Origin of the sequence: Polyangium jinanense (genome assembly GCF_028435265.1) — a bacterium.
GTDB lineage: Bacteria > Myxococcota_A > Polyangia > Polyangiales > Polyangiaceae > Polyangium > Polyangium jinanense.
The window spans coordinates 712,355-729,233 of the sequence record NZ_JAGTJK010000002.1 but is presented as its reverse complement, the minus strand read 5'-3'; the positions used below and the strand labels follow the sequence as shown (position 1 = coordinate 729,233).

General features: G+C 69.3%; 14 protein-coding genes. 2 read left to right on the top strand and 12 right to left on the bottom strand.

Features of this window, described 5'->3' with window-relative positions:
• Positions 1-473: 473 nt before the first annotated feature.
• Positions 474-920 carry a hypothetical protein gene (locus KEG38_RS07400; protein WP_272418374.1) on the top strand — a complete coding sequence of 149 codons (447 nt, stop codon included), beginning with the start codon at positions 474-476 and terminating at the stop codon, positions 918-920.
• 1 nt (position 921) lies between these two features.
• On the opposite strand, the gene KEG38_RS07395 is transcribed toward KEG38_RS07400, so the two are convergent.
• The 9 genes from KEG38_RS07395 to KEG38_RS07355 all read right to left on the bottom strand — a co-directional run bounded on the left by KEG38_RS07395 (position 922) and on the right by KEG38_RS07355 (position 11,276).
• Complete coding sequence (locus KEG38_RS07395) at positions 922-1,413, bottom strand: hypothetical protein (protein WP_272418373.1); 492 nt, start codon at positions 1,411-1,413, stop codon at positions 922-924.
• A gap of 66 nt (positions 1,414-1,479) precedes the next feature.
• The gene (locus tag KEG38_RS07390) at positions 1,480-2,910 is read right to left on the bottom strand and encodes a PPC domain-containing protein (protein ID WP_272418372.1); all 1,431 of its coding nucleotides are present in this window, start codon (positions 2,908-2,910) and stop codon (positions 1,480-1,482) included.
• A gap of 172 nt (positions 2,911-3,082) precedes the next feature.
• Positions 3,083-4,426: a PQQ-binding-like beta-propeller repeat protein gene (locus tag KEG38_RS07385; protein ID WP_272418371.1), complete on the bottom strand. Its 1,344-nt coding sequence runs from the start codon at positions 4,424-4,426 to the stop codon at positions 3,083-3,085.
• 2 nt (positions 4,427-4,428) lie between these two features.
• The gene (gene amaB / locus KEG38_RS07380; protein ID WP_272418370.1) at positions 4,429-6,000 is read right to left on the bottom strand and encodes an L-piperidine-6-carboxylate dehydrogenase; all 1,572 of its coding nucleotides are present in this window, start codon (positions 5,998-6,000) and stop codon (positions 4,429-4,431) included.
• A 100-nt stretch (positions 6,001-6,100) separates the two neighbouring features.
• Entirely contained in the window at positions 6,101-6,817 is a 717-nt protein-coding gene (radC, locus tag KEG38_RS07375) for a RadC family protein (protein WP_272418369.1), read from the bottom strand.
• Between the two features lie 121 nt (positions 6,818-6,938).
• The gene (locus KEG38_RS07370; RefSeq protein ID WP_272418368.1) at positions 6,939-7,688 is read right to left on the bottom strand and encodes a hypothetical protein; all 750 of its coding nucleotides are present in this window, start codon (positions 7,686-7,688) and stop codon (positions 6,939-6,941) included.
• A 401-nt stretch (positions 7,689-8,089) separates the two neighbouring features.
• Positions 8,090-8,818 (bottom strand): competence/damage-inducible protein A, encoded by a 729-nt coding sequence (locus KEG38_RS07365; protein ID WP_272418367.1) that lies wholly within the window; start codon positions 8,816-8,818, stop codon positions 8,090-8,092.
• 11 nt (positions 8,819-8,829) lie between these two features.
• Positions 8,830-9,081, bottom strand: a complete 252-nt coding sequence (xseB, locus tag KEG38_RS07360) for an exodeoxyribonuclease VII small subunit (RefSeq protein WP_272418366.1) — start codon at positions 9,079-9,081, stop codon at positions 8,830-8,832.
• Positions 9,082-9,098: 17 nt separating this feature from the next.
• On the bottom strand, positions 9,099-11,276 hold the full coding sequence (locus KEG38_RS07355; RefSeq protein ID WP_272418365.1) for a HEAT repeat domain-containing protein: 2,178 nt from the start codon (positions 11,274-11,276) through the stop codon (positions 9,099-9,101).
• 227 nt (positions 11,277-11,503) lie between these two features.
• Here KEG38_RS07355 and KEG38_RS07350 point away from each other — a divergent pair, with 227 nt between their 5' ends.
• Complete coding sequence (locus KEG38_RS07350) at positions 11,504-13,372, top strand: radical SAM protein (RefSeq protein ID WP_272418364.1); 1,869 nt, start codon at positions 11,504-11,506, stop codon at positions 13,370-13,372.
• A gap of 357 nt (positions 13,373-13,729) precedes the next feature.
• Here KEG38_RS07350 and KEG38_RS07345 read toward each other — a convergent pair whose 3' ends face one another.
• The 3 genes from KEG38_RS07345 to KEG38_RS07335 all read right to left on the bottom strand — a co-directional run bounded on the left by KEG38_RS07345 (position 13,730) and on the right by KEG38_RS07335 (position 16,842).
• Positions 13,730-14,107: a hypothetical protein gene (locus KEG38_RS07345; protein ID WP_272418363.1), complete on the bottom strand. Its 378-nt coding sequence runs from the start codon at positions 14,105-14,107 to the stop codon at positions 13,730-13,732.
• A gap of 112 nt (positions 14,108-14,219) precedes the next feature.
• A complete protein-coding gene (locus KEG38_RS07340) occupies positions 14,220-15,428 on the bottom strand; it encodes a hypothetical protein (protein ID WP_272418362.1) in 1,209 nt (402 codons plus the stop codon).
• Positions 15,429-15,510: 82 nt separating this feature from the next.
• Positions 15,511-16,842, bottom strand: coding sequence for a DUF6688 domain-containing protein (locus KEG38_RS07335; RefSeq protein WP_272418361.1), 1,332 nt, complete (start codon positions 16,840-16,842; stop codon positions 15,511-15,513).
• Between the last annotated feature and the right edge of the window lie 37 nt (positions 16,843-16,879).

Genomic DNA, 16,879 nt, shown 5'->3' with positions numbered 1-16,879 from the left:
CGTGCCGCAGCCAAAGGCCTGCCTGAGCCGCCTGACCCGCGCGTCCGGCCGGCCCTCGCGTGCGCCTCGTGGGCGTCCGCAGCCAGCTCCGGTCCTGCATGGTTGTCGGCTCGTGGTTGCAGGGTTGAAGGGCTGAGGGGGCCTGGTTGCGTTAACCCCTCGAAATCAGGTCAGGAAGTACCTGGCCCAGAGGTTGCTCTATCTCTACGCGAGCGCCTGCTCCGGTCCCCCCCCCCGCCGTCGAGTAGGCGCTCTTTTTTTGCCTTCGCGTCAGAATGGTAACCCGAAGCACAGCGTCGCGCATTGCGTTGGACGCAGGTTGTCTGGGTAAACGACGCGCCGCGTGCGAAGCGCGTATCGCGGCGATCGCGCAAGGCGCTGCGCTCTTCGAGCCGCGCGAGCCTCAAAAAGCCGCGGAAAAGGGCCCGTTCGTCGCGGGAGCGGTTCTTGCTCAGTGGGAGCCGCAAACGAACATGGTCCCAAGTACCAAGCACGAAGGCTCCTCGTACCCCCGCCGCGCCGCCATCCTCGCCGCCCTCGTGGCCTCGATGGCCCTCTTGCCGGGGTGCAACGGTCGGGAGCTGGAGCGCCTCCTCGAGGCCCTCGTCCTCCTCGCCATCGTCCTCGTCGTCGTGCACCTCGTCGTCTGGGGCGCGATGGTCTTCGTCATCGTGAAGAACCTCGTGCACCTCGGGCGCGGCAAGCCGAGCCTCGGCTGGGGCGCGACGTCGATCGCGATGGGCGCGGTCACCGGCCTGCCCGCGATCGTCACGGGCGTGGAGACTTTTCACCCGACGGCGCTGGGCTCCCTCCTGCTCTCGGGCGCGCTTTGCTTCCTCGGCTACAAGAACGTCGCCGGCGCGCGTGACCTCGCCCGCTGGCGCAAGCTCGGCGACGACGACAACCACGAACCGTCCTGATTCAGATCGACGCGCCCTCGGCTTCGAGCACGCGGCCCCGGATGGCCACGCGTGAGCGGGGCAGGATCTCCAGCACGACAGGCTCGCCGCCGCGGCATCTGTCGAAGAACCGGCCGCGCGTCACGAACTTCTCGCCGCCCACGGTGACGTACGTGATCGTCTCGCCGTACGCATTGCCGGTGCTCGAAATGTCCTCGATCTTGCCGGTGATCGCCCGCTTCTCGCCCGCGGCGAGGTCCGCGGTGATGCGGGACACGAGGCGATAGCCGAAATACCAGACGAGCAGGCCGATCGCGATCACGAAGGCGATCCCGAGGCCGGCCAGGGCGGGCCCATTGCCCCCGCGCACGCTCACGACCAGTTTCAGAAGGAAAACGGCGGTCGCGATCGCAACGATGGTCGCGAACCGGTTCGCCACCGAGCGCCGGCTCGCGAGCTGGGTCGAGACCAGGACGCGGTCCTCGGCGGTGAGCGGGATGCGGGCATCCGTCATGAAAGAACGATCGCAGAGGCGCGAGCGAAAGAAAAGCCCTCGCCGCGCCTCTGCGATCGGAGCGCCTCAGGGGCGCGGCGGCCAGGCCATGTCGAGCGAATCGACAGACTCGCCGGGCGCCTGCAGCGTGTGGAACGGCGCGGGCGCCGACAGCGGCATCGGCTCTCCCCCACGCGCGCTGCTGCCCTGCGGCAGCCATTGCAGGCTCAGGTGAATGTGGTGGTGGTGGTACGGCCACCCCGAGCCATACGCGAGCCGGCTCGAGAACGAGCTGAGCTCGGACTGGCTGATCTTCCGGCGATCCCCGGCAGGGAGCGCGGCGAGCGCTTGCGCGGTCTGGCGAAGCAGGGGCGCGAGGACCGTGTCCGTGCCAATCACGCGCGTGCGCGACGAAGCAAAGAGCTTGGCCATGAAATAGGCCTGGCGGGGCAGATCGACGATGTGCTTCTGCGCCGCGGCGGACGTGCAATACCCGTCGGCGTGGTTCGCGCCGTCGTTGCACACGATCTCGGCGTCGTTCGAGCCGTCGGTCTGGAAGTACGAGATGTCGATGTTGCCGCCCTGATCATGCGTGCTCTGCGGATGGCGCGGGTCGCCGATGTCGTAGCCCGGCGTGACGCCGTCCATCTGGCAGATGTCGATGAGCGAGAGCGGCTTCGTGCCCGGGAACGCCTTGCGCGTCTCGGCGAGGGCGTGGCGCACGAGCATGACGAGCTCGCGCCGGGCAAAGCGGTAGTTGGAATACGAGGCAAAGTCGTACCCGTCCCCGACGACGGAATCGGAAGGATCCGGGAAGGGGAACGGGATCAGGCCGCTGCCGCCGCTGCCGCGCCCATCGCAATCGGCGAGGGAAAAACCGGCGCCCGTGCAGGTCTGGCCATCCACGTAAGAGTAATGATTGACGTGCAGGCTGTACGTGTTCGTCGCGCCCGCGTGCCCGAGGACGCGGACGTAATACACCGCGCCGCCGTCCTCTGAATAAAAGCCATAATATTCGCTGTTCGTCTCCTGGCCGCGCCACGTGTAGGGGTACTCGGCGCCGTTGCGGGAGCCGAGCAGGTGTCCCTGCGCATCATACGCCACGAGATCCAGATCCCCGGCCGCGTGATTCATCTCGATGCCGACACGCGCGATGGTGCGCGCGGGCACGACGACACGATACCAGTCTTCATCGCCCTTGGTAATGGAGAGGTTGTTCGTGACGCCGAGCGGCGCTTGCTCGGCGGTCGCGCTCGCATCGTTCGGCTCGACATCCCCACTGCCGGCCCGCAAGGAGCCCGGCGCCTCGGGCTGGTGATCCCCGAAGGCGGAGAGGAGCGCCTCGTCGGTCACCTCGGCGGACGCGGCGCCCTCGGAATCGGCCGACGTTTCGGCCTCGGACGCGGTGGGATCCGCCGCGTCGTCGATTCCGGTCTCGCCCTGTTCTCCCTGACAACCATACGCCATGGCGGCGAGAGCCATGACGACGAAGTAAGACCATTCACGGCGTACAATCATTTGTCTTCCATCCGGTTGAAGTTCCCCCCCGGATGGAGCCGAACGTGATTCGAGCGTGCAGCCCGATCAAGCTTGAACGAGCGTTTGCCCGCGAATAAATGGGAGCATTGGCCGATTTTCCGGCCTCGGGCGCAAAACTCGCCGCGTGAAACACGCAAGAACGTCGGCAGCGCTACCGACGCTCGCCAATGCCCCAGAGGCTCCAGCTGTCGCGGAGGTAGATGCGGCCATCGCCCACGCTGATGGCCGGCTCGTTGAGCACGCGGTCGAGGACGCGAGGGCGGAAAGCGCGGCAAGGAGCCGGCAGGGTCCACTGCCAGAGCCGGGTGAACGGCTCTTCGAGGCGCTCGACGAAAAGGCCCTCGGGGCTCGACCAGGCAATGGCGTGCTCGTCGACGGCGACGATCGCCGGCATTTCGGTCGACCAGAGCTCGAACGAGAGGCGCCCGCTCCACGGATCGAAGGGCGAGCCGGGCCAGCCCGCGCCGAGCGACGAGGCGCCCCGCGGCGCGCCCGTCTCGACGTCGAACCGGTACAGATGCGCGGCCGTGCCCTCGACGCCCACGGCCGCGAGCACGCCCCCGCCCGGTCCGCCCATCGAGACGACGTCCCCGGGCACCTGCGCCTCCCAGCGGACGATCCCCGTCTCGGCGTCGAGCGCGGCGATCCGCGAGGGCGCGCGGACGGGCCGCTGCGCGAGCAAGCCGCGGAGGAGCGATTGGAGGGCCTCTCCCATGAGCGCCGGCTCCTCGGCGAGCGCTTCGAGCAGCTCCTCGTCGCAAGCGATCTTGCGCGCGGCGTCCTCGGCCACGCGGGCCGATCGATCCAGAAGGAAAAACATGCCCGCGCCGGCCCCGGCGACGGTGCGGCTGCGGGCGCCGAGCGACCAGAGGACCTCGCCATCCTTGGCCGATCTCGCGACGAGCGTCCCCCGATCGTCGGTCCCGCGCACGGGCGCGGTCACGCCGAGCACGACGTCCGCGGTGGTGGTGAGCATGGCCTCCTCGCTGCCCCAGCGAAGGCCTCGCGTGAAGGAGCGGCATTCGGTGCGGTAAAACCGGACCTGGCGGTAGAGCCACGAAATCAGGTAATGATCGTCGGCCGCGCGGGCGAGGGGCATCAAGAAGAGCTTGCAGCCCGCGTCGCTCGCGAGGATGCGCATGTCGTTGCCGCGGGCCTCCTCCTCGGCGCCGGGCGAATCGACGAGGCCGATGGCCCCGGCGGGGCTGACGTCATAGACCTTGAGCGAGGTGTCTTTCTGGTAGACCGGCACGAGCGCGCGGCCGTCGTTCCAGGGGATTGGCAGCCCCGTGTAGGCGTCGGTGGTTTCGAGCGGGACGTGGAGCGTGTAAATGGTGCGTCCGGTCGCGGCGTCGACGCATACGGCGGAGGCGTCGTCGCCCGCGAGGAGGACGCCCTCCTCGGTCACGACGGGCCGCTCGAGGAAGCCCGACCAGGGGCGCGGGGCCTGGCTCGAAAAGAGCAGTTCCGGTTCGGTGAGAGGCAGGCGCGGCATGCTCAGGGCTCCCCGAAGGCAATTCCCTGCGACAGGGGCAGGTCCATGCCCCAGTTGAGGGTGTTGGTTTGTCGTCGCATGTAGGCTTTCCAGGCATCGGAGCCGCTCTCGCGTCCGCCGCCCGTGTCTTTTTCGCCGCCGAACGCGCCGCCGATCTCCGCGCCGCTCGTGCCGATGTTGACGTTCGCGATCCCGCAATCGCTGCCGGCGTGGGAGAGGAAGGCCTCGGCCTCGATGAGGTGGTGCGTGAAGATCGAGCCGGAGAGGCCTTGCGGGACGGCGTTGTGGAGCGTGATCGCCTCGCGCATCTCGCGCATGAGCGTCGCGTGATCGCTCGGCCGTGAGGCGCCGCCGTATTCGATGACGTAGAGGATCGGCGCGAACGTCTCCTCCTGCACGATGCGATACTCGTTTTTCGCCGCGGCGATGCAAGGCTCGACGTAATGCCCGCCGGGGAACGCGGGGCCGACCTGCGGCGCGCCGCCGTAGAGCACCTCGCCGCCCTCCTCTTTCAGCCGTGCGAGGGCCGATTGCATGGCGGCGACGGCGTCGTGGCTGACGAGGGGCCCCATGAGCGTGCCGGGCTCGCGTGGATCGCCGATCTTGATGGAGGCGTACGCGCGAACGAGCCGCGCGACGAGCTCGTCCCGGACCGAGCGGTGCACGAGAATGCGCCGGGTCGAGGTGCAACGTTGCCCGGCGGTGCCGACCGCGCCGAAAAGGATGGCCCGCGTGGCGAGGTCGAGGTCGGCATGACTCGTCACGAGGAGCGCATTGTTGCCGCCGAGCTCCAGCAAGGTGCGGCCGAGGCGCCGGCCGACGACCTCGGCGACGCGCCGGCCCATGCGGGTGCTGCCCGTGGCCGAGACGAGCGGCAATCGTGCATCGGCGAGCATGGGCTCTCCGACGTCCTCGACGCTGCCGAAGGCGAGGGAGAAGATGGCCGGATCAACGCCGCTCTCGCGGCAGACGCGCGCCGCGATGTTCGTGGTGGCAATGGCCGTGAGCGGGGTCTTCGGCGAGGGCTTCCAGACCGTGGTGTCGCCAGAGACGGCCGCGATCGCCGCATTCCAGCTCCACACGGCCACGGGGAAATTGAAGGCGGTGATCACGCCGATGACGCCGAGCGGATGCCATTGCTCGTACATGCGATGCCGCGGCCGCTCGCTGTGCATGGTGAGGCCGTGGAGCTGGCGCGACAGGCCGCAGGCGAAATCGCAGACGTCGACCATCTCCTGCACCTCGCCCTCGCCCTCGGCCGTGATCTTGCCCATCTCCAGGGTGACGAGGGCGCCGAGGTCCTTCTTGCGCGCGCGCAGGGCGTCGCCGAGCCTGCGCACGACCTCGCCGCGCTTCGGCGCCGGCACCTCGCGCCACGTACGGAAGGCGGACTCGGCGCGGGCGACGATGTGCTCGTATTCGCCACGGTGGATCGGGCGCACGGAGGCGATCCGCGAGCCGTCGATCGGGGTGATCACGTCGATGGGCTTGCCTTCGCCGAGCCAGTGCTCGCCGTCGAAGCCGCCGAAATTCTCGTCGCGCGCGAGACCGAGCCGGGAGAGCAGTTCATGCATCAGGGAGCTCCACGTGCGAGTGTCCGATCATCCCGGCACGAAAGGGAAGATCTCGGCGAACCTTGGTGCCCCACGGGAGCGACCGTACGAACCCGACGGCTCACTCGAAGGGCAGGATCCCGCGGTCCAGCATCGAGCAGTAGTCGCCCGTGCTCGAAACGATCACGTGATCGAGCAGGGGTACGCCCACGACGTTGCTGGCCTCGGCGACCTTGCGGGTCATGGCCACGTCGGCGTCCGAGGGCGTGGGGTCGCCGCTCGGGTGGTTGTGCACGAGGATCAGGGCCGCCGCGGTGTCCTGGAGGGCGACACGCAGGACGTCGCGCGAGGTGATGCCGAGCCCGTGCACGCCGCCCTGGGCGACGCGGCGCGCGCTGCGCAGGCCGTTGCGGCCGTCGAGCGAGATCACCCAGAGCTCTTCGTACTCGCGCCAGGCGAGGCGGCTCGTGAACCACGCGGCCACGGTGGCGGAGTTGCAGACCGCGGGGCGCGGCCGGATCGAGCGCATGAGCGAGCGCCGTCCGATCTCGAGCCCGGCCAGGAGGCGCAGGGCCTTGGCGGTGCCCACGCCGGGGATCTCGGCGATCGCCGACGGCCCGAGGCGCCCGAGCCCTTCGAGCCCGCCGACCCGATCGAGCAGCTCGTTCGCGAGGCGAAAGACGGAGCAGCCGACGAGCCCGGTGCCGAGCACGATGGCGAGCAGATCGGCGTCCGAGAGCATCAAGATCCCCTCTTCGAGCGCGCGCTCGCGGGGGCCGCGTGGCCCGAGCGGCATCGGCTCGAAGAGGGTTTCACTGGCCGTCGCCAGTTCGAGCATCGCGTCCATGCCCCGGCTGGAGCAGGATCCAGGCCGCGCGGTTTTTCGCGGCAATGGGAGGGTTCAGGGGGTGGCGAAACGAAACATCCGCCTGGCGGCCGCCAGGGGGTGGGGGGGTCCGTCAGCGCGTGGAATCGTCCGCTTTCGCGCTTCGGCGTTTCTTCGAAGGCCGGTCCCTCCACTGTGCGAGGGGCGCGAGCAGCCTCTCCGCGAGCTCCGCCGTGGCGGGCTCGTTCTCCCGTACGTGCGCCGCGACGCGCAGCACGTAACTCCGCAGGGCATCGATCGCCTCGCTCTGGGCCTTGCCCAAGCTGGGCGGATCGGACGCGGGCCGGGGCTTCGTGATCCCGAGTGCCTCTCCGTACGCTGTGTGCGCGAAGGTGAGCTCGTCGAGGAAAGGCTTCCCTCCGAGCTTTTCGATCACGAGGTCGAGCCCTTTCTCCTTGAGGATCCGCATTCGCGTCTCGGCCTCCTGCCACTCGTCGGCGGCGCGCAGCCTGAGGAAGCCGAGTCCCTGGCCGAAGAGGGTGTCGTGCACCATCGCGGCGTCCGCGGCCACGGGATGACGCTCCGTCGGCAATCGCTTGAAGGAAAGGAGCCAATCCGAAAGCGCGCCGAACGCATTGTCCTCGATGCGATCGACGACGCTGACGACCGGCGGCGCCTCGCCCTCCGCGACCACACGCTTGCCGAGCTCGACCTGGAGGGTCTCGTGCAGGGCGGAGAGCGTCGTGCGATCGTCGGCAATGGGGGCGGGGAGCATCGGCTCACGGAAGGCCGTCTCGAGGAGCTCGGCGAGGAGGCGAGCGGTGGAGACGGCGGTCATGCGAGGCAAGGAGACGAGCTGGATGGGCGAGAACGAGCGAGGCATCCGGATTCCTCCTCCCGGTCAGAGCCGGGGGACGTGTGGGGTGCAGCGGAGGGTGGGACGGACGCCGGGCTGGCGTAGTCATGACGGAAACGTGCGTGGGTGCTGGAAGGGTGCCGGGCGTTGAGGTGCGGGAGGTCCAGGGGAGGACTGGAACCGATACGCGTTGAGGTTCGGGGCGTGGGGGGGAGGATCGGAACCGATACGCGTTGAGGTTCCGGTCGTGGGGGGGAGGACTGGAACCGATACGCGTTGAGGTTCCGGTCGTGGGAGGGAGGACTGGAACCGATACGCGTTGCGGTTTCGGTCGTGGGGGGGAGGACCGGAAGTGATACGCGTTGAGGTTCCGGTCGTGGGGGGGAGGGCCGGAACCGATACGCGTTGAGGTTCGGGGCGTGGATCCCTCACTCCACCCGAACAACCGCCTCTTCCGGCAAACTCGCCGCGAACGCATCCCGCGCCGTCCGCACCTTCTCCGCGTCGCGCCCATCGAACGTCAGCTTCGTCCGATATTCGACCGCGCTCCACCGCGGATACGAGCCGACCTCCACGTCCGGGTGCTCCGAGACCACGCGGTCGAGCATCGGCTTGATCGTCCCCTCGTCGAGCGTCGTGAACACCGCGTGCGAGATGAACGGCTTGTCCGCGCCGAGCTCCTCCGCGATCAGCGGGATCTTCGCCTGGAAGATCTCCGGCACGCCCGGCAAGATCCACACGTTGTTCATCACCACCGTCGGCCACGGCATCGACTTCGACGCGGCGAGGCGCGCGCCGTGCGGCATACGCGCCATCAAGAGGTGCCCCTCGGTCAGCTTCTCGCCGTAGTAGGTCCGCAGCATCGACTCCATCGACGGCTCGCTCACGACGTGCGTGCCAAACGCCCGCGCCACCCCGTCGATCGTGACGTCGTCGTGCGTCGGGCCGACCCCACCCGAGGTGAAGAGCCAGTCGTGCGTCTTCGACAGCGTCCGCACTTCCTCGGCGATGACGTCGATCTCGTCGAGCACCATCACCACGCGCCGAAGGACCACGCCGAGCGAACGCAGGGCCCGCGCGAGCACGACCACGTTCGCGTCCGCGATCTTGCCGCTGAGCAGCTCGTTGCCGATGATGAGCGCCGCCGCCGTTCGCACGGAAAATGCTCCTAGCTCTCGAACTCGCGCACGATGGGCTTGCCCTGCGCGTCGACGCCGAGGAGCTCCTCGACCCGACGCTCGGCTCGGTCGAGCCGCTCCTTCGCCGCACGCGCGAGGCGCACGCCCTCCTCGAAAAGCGCGAGCGATCGCTCGAGCGGGAGCTCCCCGCCTTCGAGCTCCTCCACGATCGCGGAGAGCCTCCGCGTCGACTCCTCGAACGAGAGCGCAGACACCTGCTCCGGTCCGGTAGGCTTGGTCATCGAAGCCGTCTCTTGGCTCATGGCGACCCAGCGTCCCCCGGGATGGCCTCGGGCGCAAGCGTGAGCGCGGCCGGGCCGTCCGGCAGGCCCGGGACGAGCACCACGCCGTCCGGATCCGCCACGATCGGCACAGCCACGCCGTCGGAGCGAACGAGCCGCGCCGCGCGTCCCTGGATCGACGGAAGCGCCGAAGGCGCGTTCGCCACGAGCGAGATCCACGCGACCGGGCCGCCCGTCACGGCCAGCGTCGGGAGAAGCGTGCGGCCGGACAAGGCCGCACGCGCGAGAGCACGGACCTGGTCGTCCGGATCGAAGTCGCGCGCAAGCTCGAGCGTCGCCGCGCGCAGGGGCTCGCGACGCGCGGAGAGGGCACGCACGACCGCGCGGCGCACGGTCGGATCGTCCTCGAAACGGTAGGCATTTGCGAGAAGCGACGTCGCGTCCGGCTCGGGGTCGAGCGCGAGGCCGAGCGCCGTGTGCGCGCGGATGACCGGGTCGGTGCCCGCGAGCAGGCGCTTGATGCGGGCGCGGATCGCCTCGTCGTCGCGGCTCGGCAAGGCGCGCGCGGCGAGCGGCGCGAGCGGGCTCTCCCCTTCGGCCCAGCGTGCGAGCAACGCCGTCGACAGGCCCGTGCCGCTCGGATCGGCGAGGAGCGCGACGCCCGCCGCGACCTCGATCGCCGAAGGTGCGTCCCCCTTGCCCGCCGCCTTCGCGCCGAGCACGCGCGAGAGCTCCGCCGGCGCCTCGTCCTTGCCGGTGGCCGCGCGCGCGAGCGAGGCGCGCGCCACGGCGGCCACGAGGGCCACGTCGCACGAGCGTTTCTCGGGGCAAGCCGCGTCGAGCGCGGCGCGCACGCTCGTGCGGCCCGTCGCGACCCGGCCGAAGACGCTCACCGCGCGGTCGGCCGGCTCCTTCTCGTTCGCCATCGCGTCGAGCGCTTCCCCGAGGCCGCTCGGCTCGTCCCCGAGCACGAGCGCGCGCACGAGCGCCGCACGCGTGATCAGCCGGCGCGGCGCGCCCTTCTTCGCCGACGTGCTCCCGAGCGCCCGTTCGAGGGCCGCGCGCGCCTCCTTGCCCGGCATCCGTGCCAGCGCGAACGCCGCGGCCGTCGCATGCTCGGGCTTGCCGAGCTGCGCGAGCAGCGCCGCCGCGGCCTCCGGCCCGCCCGCGCGACCGATCGCCGCGATGGCTTGCTCCCGATCGTCGCCGTCGAGCGCATCGAGCGCCGCGACGAGTGGTTTGACGAGCGCCGGCGAGGGGGCGGTGAGCGCGAGGCGCACGCCGTCGACGCGCGTCGGGCCTGCTGCGAGCAGCGCCGTGATCGCCTCGGCCGCGCCGTCCACGCCGAGCCGCGCGAGCACCTCGGCGCCTGCGCGCTTTTGCTTCACGTCGTCGCTCTTCACCCACGAGCGGGCCGCGACCTGCGCGCTCGTATCGCCGAGCCGCGCGAGCGCGAGCGCCGCGGCCGCGCGAAAGCCCGGATCCGTGTCCTCGAGGGCCTGACGCAGCCGCGGGATCGCCCGCACATCGCCGAGATCGCCGAGCAGCGCGGCGAGGGCCGGCTCGATCCGCCGACGCCCTTCGAGCAGCGGCGCGATCGACACCGGCGGGTACACCACGAGCGCCGCGGACGCCGCCTCTCCGCCCGGCCCGCCTTGAAGCACCGCGCTCACGAGCGCCGACGTCGCCTTCTTGTCGCGGCTCCTCGCGAGCGCGAGCGCAGCGGCCCCGCGCGCGAGCCCTCCGTGCGACACGGCGCGCGCCTCGGGTCCGCCTTCGGTCAGCTCACGGATGAGCAGCGGACGCACCGCCTCGCGATCGGCGTGCGCCGCGAGGATCCGCACGCCTTCGAGCCGCGTGCGCCCGTCGCGCGAAAGGAGCGACGACTGCTCGAACGCGTTCGTCAGGGCGTCGATCGCCTCGGGCGTCCCGATCGCGCCGAGCCTGCGCACGCCGCGCAGCCGCTCCTCGACCGACCCCGCCGCGAGCAGCCGCTCGGCCACGGGCACGCCGAACAGACCACGCAGCGTCCCTCGGCTCGGAGCGGATAACTCGCCGTAGTCGTCGTCGGCTTCGGCCCTGCGCGCCACGCCCACCGCGATCCCTTGCGCGCTCGCCATGGCGGGCACGAGCGAAGACGCGGCGAAGGAGAGCGCGAAGGAGAGCGCGGTAAAAGCCCGGGAGCAGCGCGACATCGAGGCGCCACTATCGACGAGGGATGCCGGGTTGTCACGCCTCATCCTCCAGCGCGTCGAACCGTTCGGTTGTTCGAGGGTGAATCCTTCGATAGCTCGCCAGGCCCCAAATGACGCCCCGCGTACGATTCCGCATCGTCAGAACGAAACGAAATTGCTGGTCGGCCCGGCGGGCAGCAACTACGTTACGTCACCCTTCGGGGGGGCCGAGGAGGAAAACAGCACCGATGTTGTCCGTGCGCCATCTGGAGAAATTCGTCACGGCCTCCGCGAATCGGGCCTGGTCGGTGATGCAAACGCTGAACACGCTCGGCCCGGAGCCCGTGCCGTTCAAGCCTCGATGGAGCGATCGCCCCATCCCGCGCGGCAAGGAGCGGACGAAGCCGCCGCTCGGCTGGCCTCGGATGACGGACAGCTTGTGCCCGACGTGCGTCAAGGAGGCGCGCGCGGAGATCCTGCGCGGCGACGCGGACTGGACGAAGCTCGTCACGGAGAGCCCCGGCGAGATCAAGGCGCACATCGTCGAGCGCGACGGCCAGATCCGGATGGAGAAGGAGTGCCCGAAGCACGGCCGCGTGAGCGACGTCCTCTCGATCGATCCGAAATTCCTCGAGCGGATCGAGAGCCTCTTCCAGGGTCGCGACGTGGTGATGACGCCCGACCGTATCCACCAGCATGGATCGAGCACCATCAAGTACGGCCGCGGCTCGGTGCTCACGGTCGATCTCACGAATCGCTGCAACATGATGTGCGATCCGTGTTTCATGGACGCGAATCAGGTCGGCTACGTGCACGAGCTCTCCTGGGAGGAGATCACGCAGATCCTCGACGACGCGGCCGACGTGCGGCCGCGGCGGCAGATGTCGATCCAGTTCTCCGGCGGCGAGCCCACGCTCTCGCCCCATTTCCTCGACGCGATCCGCTACGCCCGCAAGAAGGGTTATTTCGCCGTGCAATGCGCGACGAATGGCCTGCGCTTCGCCCAGGAGCCCGGCTTCGCCAAGCAATGCAAGGAGGCGGGCCTGCGGATGGCCTATCTCCAGTTCGACGGGGTCACGAACGAGGCGAACAGCCACCGCAAAATCGCGAACCTCTACGACGTGAAGCTCCGGGCGATCGAGGAGCTCGCGGCGGCGGGCATCGACGTCATCCTCGTCGTGACCGTCGTCAATGGCGTGAACAACGACATGGTCGGTCCGATCATCCAGTTCGCGATCGAGAACGCCGACAAGGTCACGGTCGTGAGCTTCCAGCCGGTGAGCTTCACCGGCCGCGACGAGGACATCTCCGACGAGCTGCGCGAAAAGCAACGGTACACGCTGAGCCACCTGGCGCGCGACGTGGCGGCGCAGACCGGCGTCACCGATCCCTTGCGCGATTGGTTCCCGCTCTCGGCGCTCTCGCCGTTCGGCGACGTCGTCGATCTGCTCGACGGCCCGGACAAGGATTTCGGCCAGCTCAATTGCGGATGTCACCCGAATTGCGGCATCGGCACCGTGCTCTTCGTCAACAAGAAGACGAAGCAGATGGTCCCCTTGCTCGAGTTCCTCGACATGGAAGGCATCCTGCGGGATTTCCGGACGATCTTCGACGCGGGCCGGGGCTCGAAATGGACGAAGGCGCAGGTGCTCACGAGCATCCTCCGCCATTACAAGCCGGAAATGGCGCCGCCCGGGTTCGACGTGAAGACGCTCGTGAAGCAGTTCATGAGCCAGACGGGCGCCGCGCACGCGGGCGAGAACGACGCGAAGGACTACGAGTGGCGGGTGCTCTTCGTCGCCGGCATGTGGTTCCAGGACCTTTTCAATTACGATTTCCGCCGGACGGAGATGTGCATCATCCCCTACGGCACGCAGATGGGCGAGATCAGCTTCTGCGCCTACAACACGGGCGTCGGCTGGCGCAACGTGCTCGAAAAGATCAAGGCGAACGCCACGGTCGCCGAGTGGTACCGCAAATACGGTAGGCACCCGATCTACGCAAAGAACAAGGACCTGCCCCTGCCCGAATTCGAGAACGCCCTCACCGTGAAGGAGCACGATCTCGCCAAGCAGGAGCGGAAGAAGGCCGTCCGCTTGCCGATCGTGCCGTCCTAGTGTCCTGAGATGTCGACGCCGCTGCGCTGGGGCGTTGCCCCAGGCCCCAGCAGGGGCTGTCCGCCCCTGCACCCGGACCAGCCAGGGGCTGGACCCAGGACGATGAACTGCGCGGTGCGCAGTTCATCGCGCAGGCCCGGTCGAGACGGGCGACAGCAGCGCTGACGTCTCGACGGGCGGGGCGATCCCAGCGGCCTGTTGGAAGAACTGCGCATCGCGCAGTTCTTCCACCCCGAGTCCAGGGCTTGCCCTGGTTCGGGTCGAGGGGCGAATAGCCCCCGCGGGGCCCGGGGCAGCGCCCCGGCGCGACGCCTCGCGATGAGACCCATGCTCAGCCCTCGCGGGAGAACGGCTCGCTCACGTAGACTTCTTCGCAGCGAACCACGCCTCGGCCTGCGCGAGCGTCTGAAACACGCCCGCCCCGTCATCGGCGGCGCTGTACGTGACGAGCGTGGCGAGCCCGTGTTGCCGCGGCGTCGAGACGAGCCACGCCGTCCGGATCTGCCGCCGCCGGAGGAGCTTCTGGCACGTGCCGAGGCCGACGCGCGCCATCACCGTGAAATCCGTGAGCCCGCGGATGTCCAGAAGCACGAACTTCGTGGTCGTCTGGTTCGCGAGCGCCTCCACGGTCTTCGCCGTGAGCTCCTCCGCGATCAGATCCCCGAGCGCACCGCCGATCTCGATCGTGACCCGATCGGGCGAAGTCGTCGTGAAGTGGAAGCGGTGTTGCGCCATCGAGGCAGACCACCCAGCATCCTACGGGACACCTCGCCCGTCAACCACCTTACTTCATCGACCCCAACGGATTCTTCCCTCCCAGGATTATTCCGTCCAAGGGCCACTCACATCACTCGGGCTCGGGGCAGCCGTCGTCGTCGTCCTTGCCGTCCTCGTCTTCCTTGGTCTTGGGGCACTTGTCTTCGTTGTCGGGCACGCCGTCGTCGTCGTTGTCGCCGTCGGGGCAGCCGTCTTGGTCCTCGAAGCCGTCCTTGTCCTCGGCGAGCTCGCGGCACTGGTCGGCCTCGTCCGGCACGCCGTCCTCGTCGACGTCGCGCACGCGCGGCGCCCAGCCGATGCCCAGCATGACGCGCAAGGGCCCCGTGCCGATGCCGCCGAAGAACCCGCGCGACGCGCCGGCGAGGATCGAAAAATCCCCGAGCTGCGCCCGCGCCCCGACCGCGGCCTCGAACGCGGTGAGGGTGCGGTTCTGGGTGGGCACCATGGGGTAGACCGGCACGTGCCCGTTCGTCTCGACGAACACGGTGAAGCGCCCAGCTTCGTCGATGCCGAGGGCTTGCGGTCGGAAGGAGAGGCCGAAGGAGAACGGGAGCTCGTGTCCGATGCGCTGGCGGCAGCCGTAGGGGCGGTCGGTGACGGGGACGTGCGCGCAGGCGAAATTCTCGGTCTCCGCGCGAAGCTTGACGCCCGCGGCGAGGTGGAAGCCGAGGACGAGGAGGCGGTACTCGGCGAGCAGGCGCGTGGTGCTGGTGATGGCGCCTTCGCCGAGGAAGGAGCCCCGATCGCCGGTGGGGACGGTGAACCGCTCGTGGAGGCCGAGGGCAAACCCGCCGAGGTCGCCGCCGGTGGGTTTTACGATCACGAGCTTGCCGGTGAACGCGAGGTCGCCGAGGGCCTGCTCGGGGATGTTCGTCGGTCCGAGCGTAGCGATCGAGTCGAAGTCGGGGGGGTTGCCCTTCTGGTACAGGGCGAAGGGCAGGTTGACGCCGAAGGAAAGGCGGCCGAGGGCGCCGATGTTGGCGACGAGGTCGCCGGTGAGCTGATGGGTCAGGACGTCGAACGCGTGCTCGTTCGTCACGGGATCGCGAAGCGTGATTGATTTGTACGCATACGATCCGTAGACGGCGACGTTCCAGTCGCCGTGCGCCGGCGTGGAGACGGGTTCGAGGAAGAGGCCCGCGGCGGGATCGGTGGAAGGACGGTACCCGCGCAGATCAAGCGAGGGCACGGGATCAGGCTCGATGGCCGCGGCCGAACGCGCCACGAGGGACGCGGCGAGCGCGAGGCCCGTGGCAAGTCGCGAAGAGAAGAAAGGCATGACGCGGGCGTAGGTTAGCCCAGGTGAAACCTCGGGGAAAAGGGGGCGATGTTGGTCCCCGGGGTTCTTCGCCCCAAACGGATCACCGATACATCCGGTCGATCCGCGTCTCCGGCGACCGCGGATCCAGGAGCACGAGCACGAGGTAGAAGACCCACTCCGCCGGCTTCATGAAGAGGTACACGACGTCCGAGACCCACGCTGGGCGGAGGTAGTTGCACACGGGCCGGGCGAGGAGGTCGTACGTGCGTCGTGCCAAACGACCGAACCGGGGCCAGCGCTCGTGGAGCAGGTCCTCGAACGCGTTCGCCACCGCGAGCTGCCGGTTCACGACGATCGGCACGCCGCCGCGCCGGCCCATGCGGAGCGGGCGCACGAGCCAGGAATGGCCGCGCGCGGCCACGGTGCAGAGGTAATGGCAATCGCCGGGGAGCAACTCCACCGGGAGCCGCGAGAGCGTGTAGTCGCACGTCCGCGTGAAGACCTGGAGCGCGCCCGCCGCATGGCCCAGCCAAACCGCCTGGAGGACCGCGTGCACGCCGAGCACGACCGGAGACAGGGCGAGGGCGCGGAGGAGCGTCGGGTGGTGGATCCTCTCCGGGAGGAAGGTTTGCTCCGGGCCTTCGCGATACACGGCGAGCGGCTTTCCGATCGCCCGCGCGTCCGCGCCGCGCAGGCGCAGGCGGTGGCGAAGCTCCGCGCCGTAGAGGATCACGGTCAGGACCGGGGACAAACAGGGCAAGAAGGCCGGCGGGAACACCACGCCAATGAGCACCCATTTGCCGAAATGCACCGCGAGCAGCACGTGGATGGCCATTCCCGCGAGCATGCCCGCGTGCACGAGAAGCTCGGCCATCGGCGGGTGCAACGCCGCGCGCCTGCGCCGCGAGACCACGTACGCGAGCGCCGTCACGAGGTGAAACGCGAGCAGGCCAAAGACCTCGGGCTCGGCGAGCGGGCGGAAAACCTCGCCGCTCGCCTCGCACTCGATCACCTGGCACGTCGCGTTGACGATGTGGTTGTAGAGCAGCCCCCACGCGGGGAGGATGCCGAGGACGAGGACATCCGCCCACGCCAGAGCCGCGCCCCGCCCGTGCGTTCGGGTGCGACGGTAGAGCCTGATGACGGCCCAGATCCCGATGCCGACGGCCGCGATCCCGAAGCAGATGAACGCGAGGCCGCGGGCTCCCGTGGCAAGCGCGACGAGAGCCGCGACGGTTGGCGAGACGTACCCGATGACGAGCAACATCACGAGCGCGGCGTCCGCGAGTCGGCTGTGCGTGGAGGGCGTCGGTTCGGGCGCCGCGAGCGTAGCCTCGGGCGGCGCGAAGGGGACCATCTCGGGGCTCGGCGGGGCCCTGTCTTCGGCCGGCGCCTCGGGCTCCTCGTCGCGTTCGTGTTCCTCGGAATCCATGCGCTCTCCGCGACCCATCGTACCTCGTGCCCTGCGA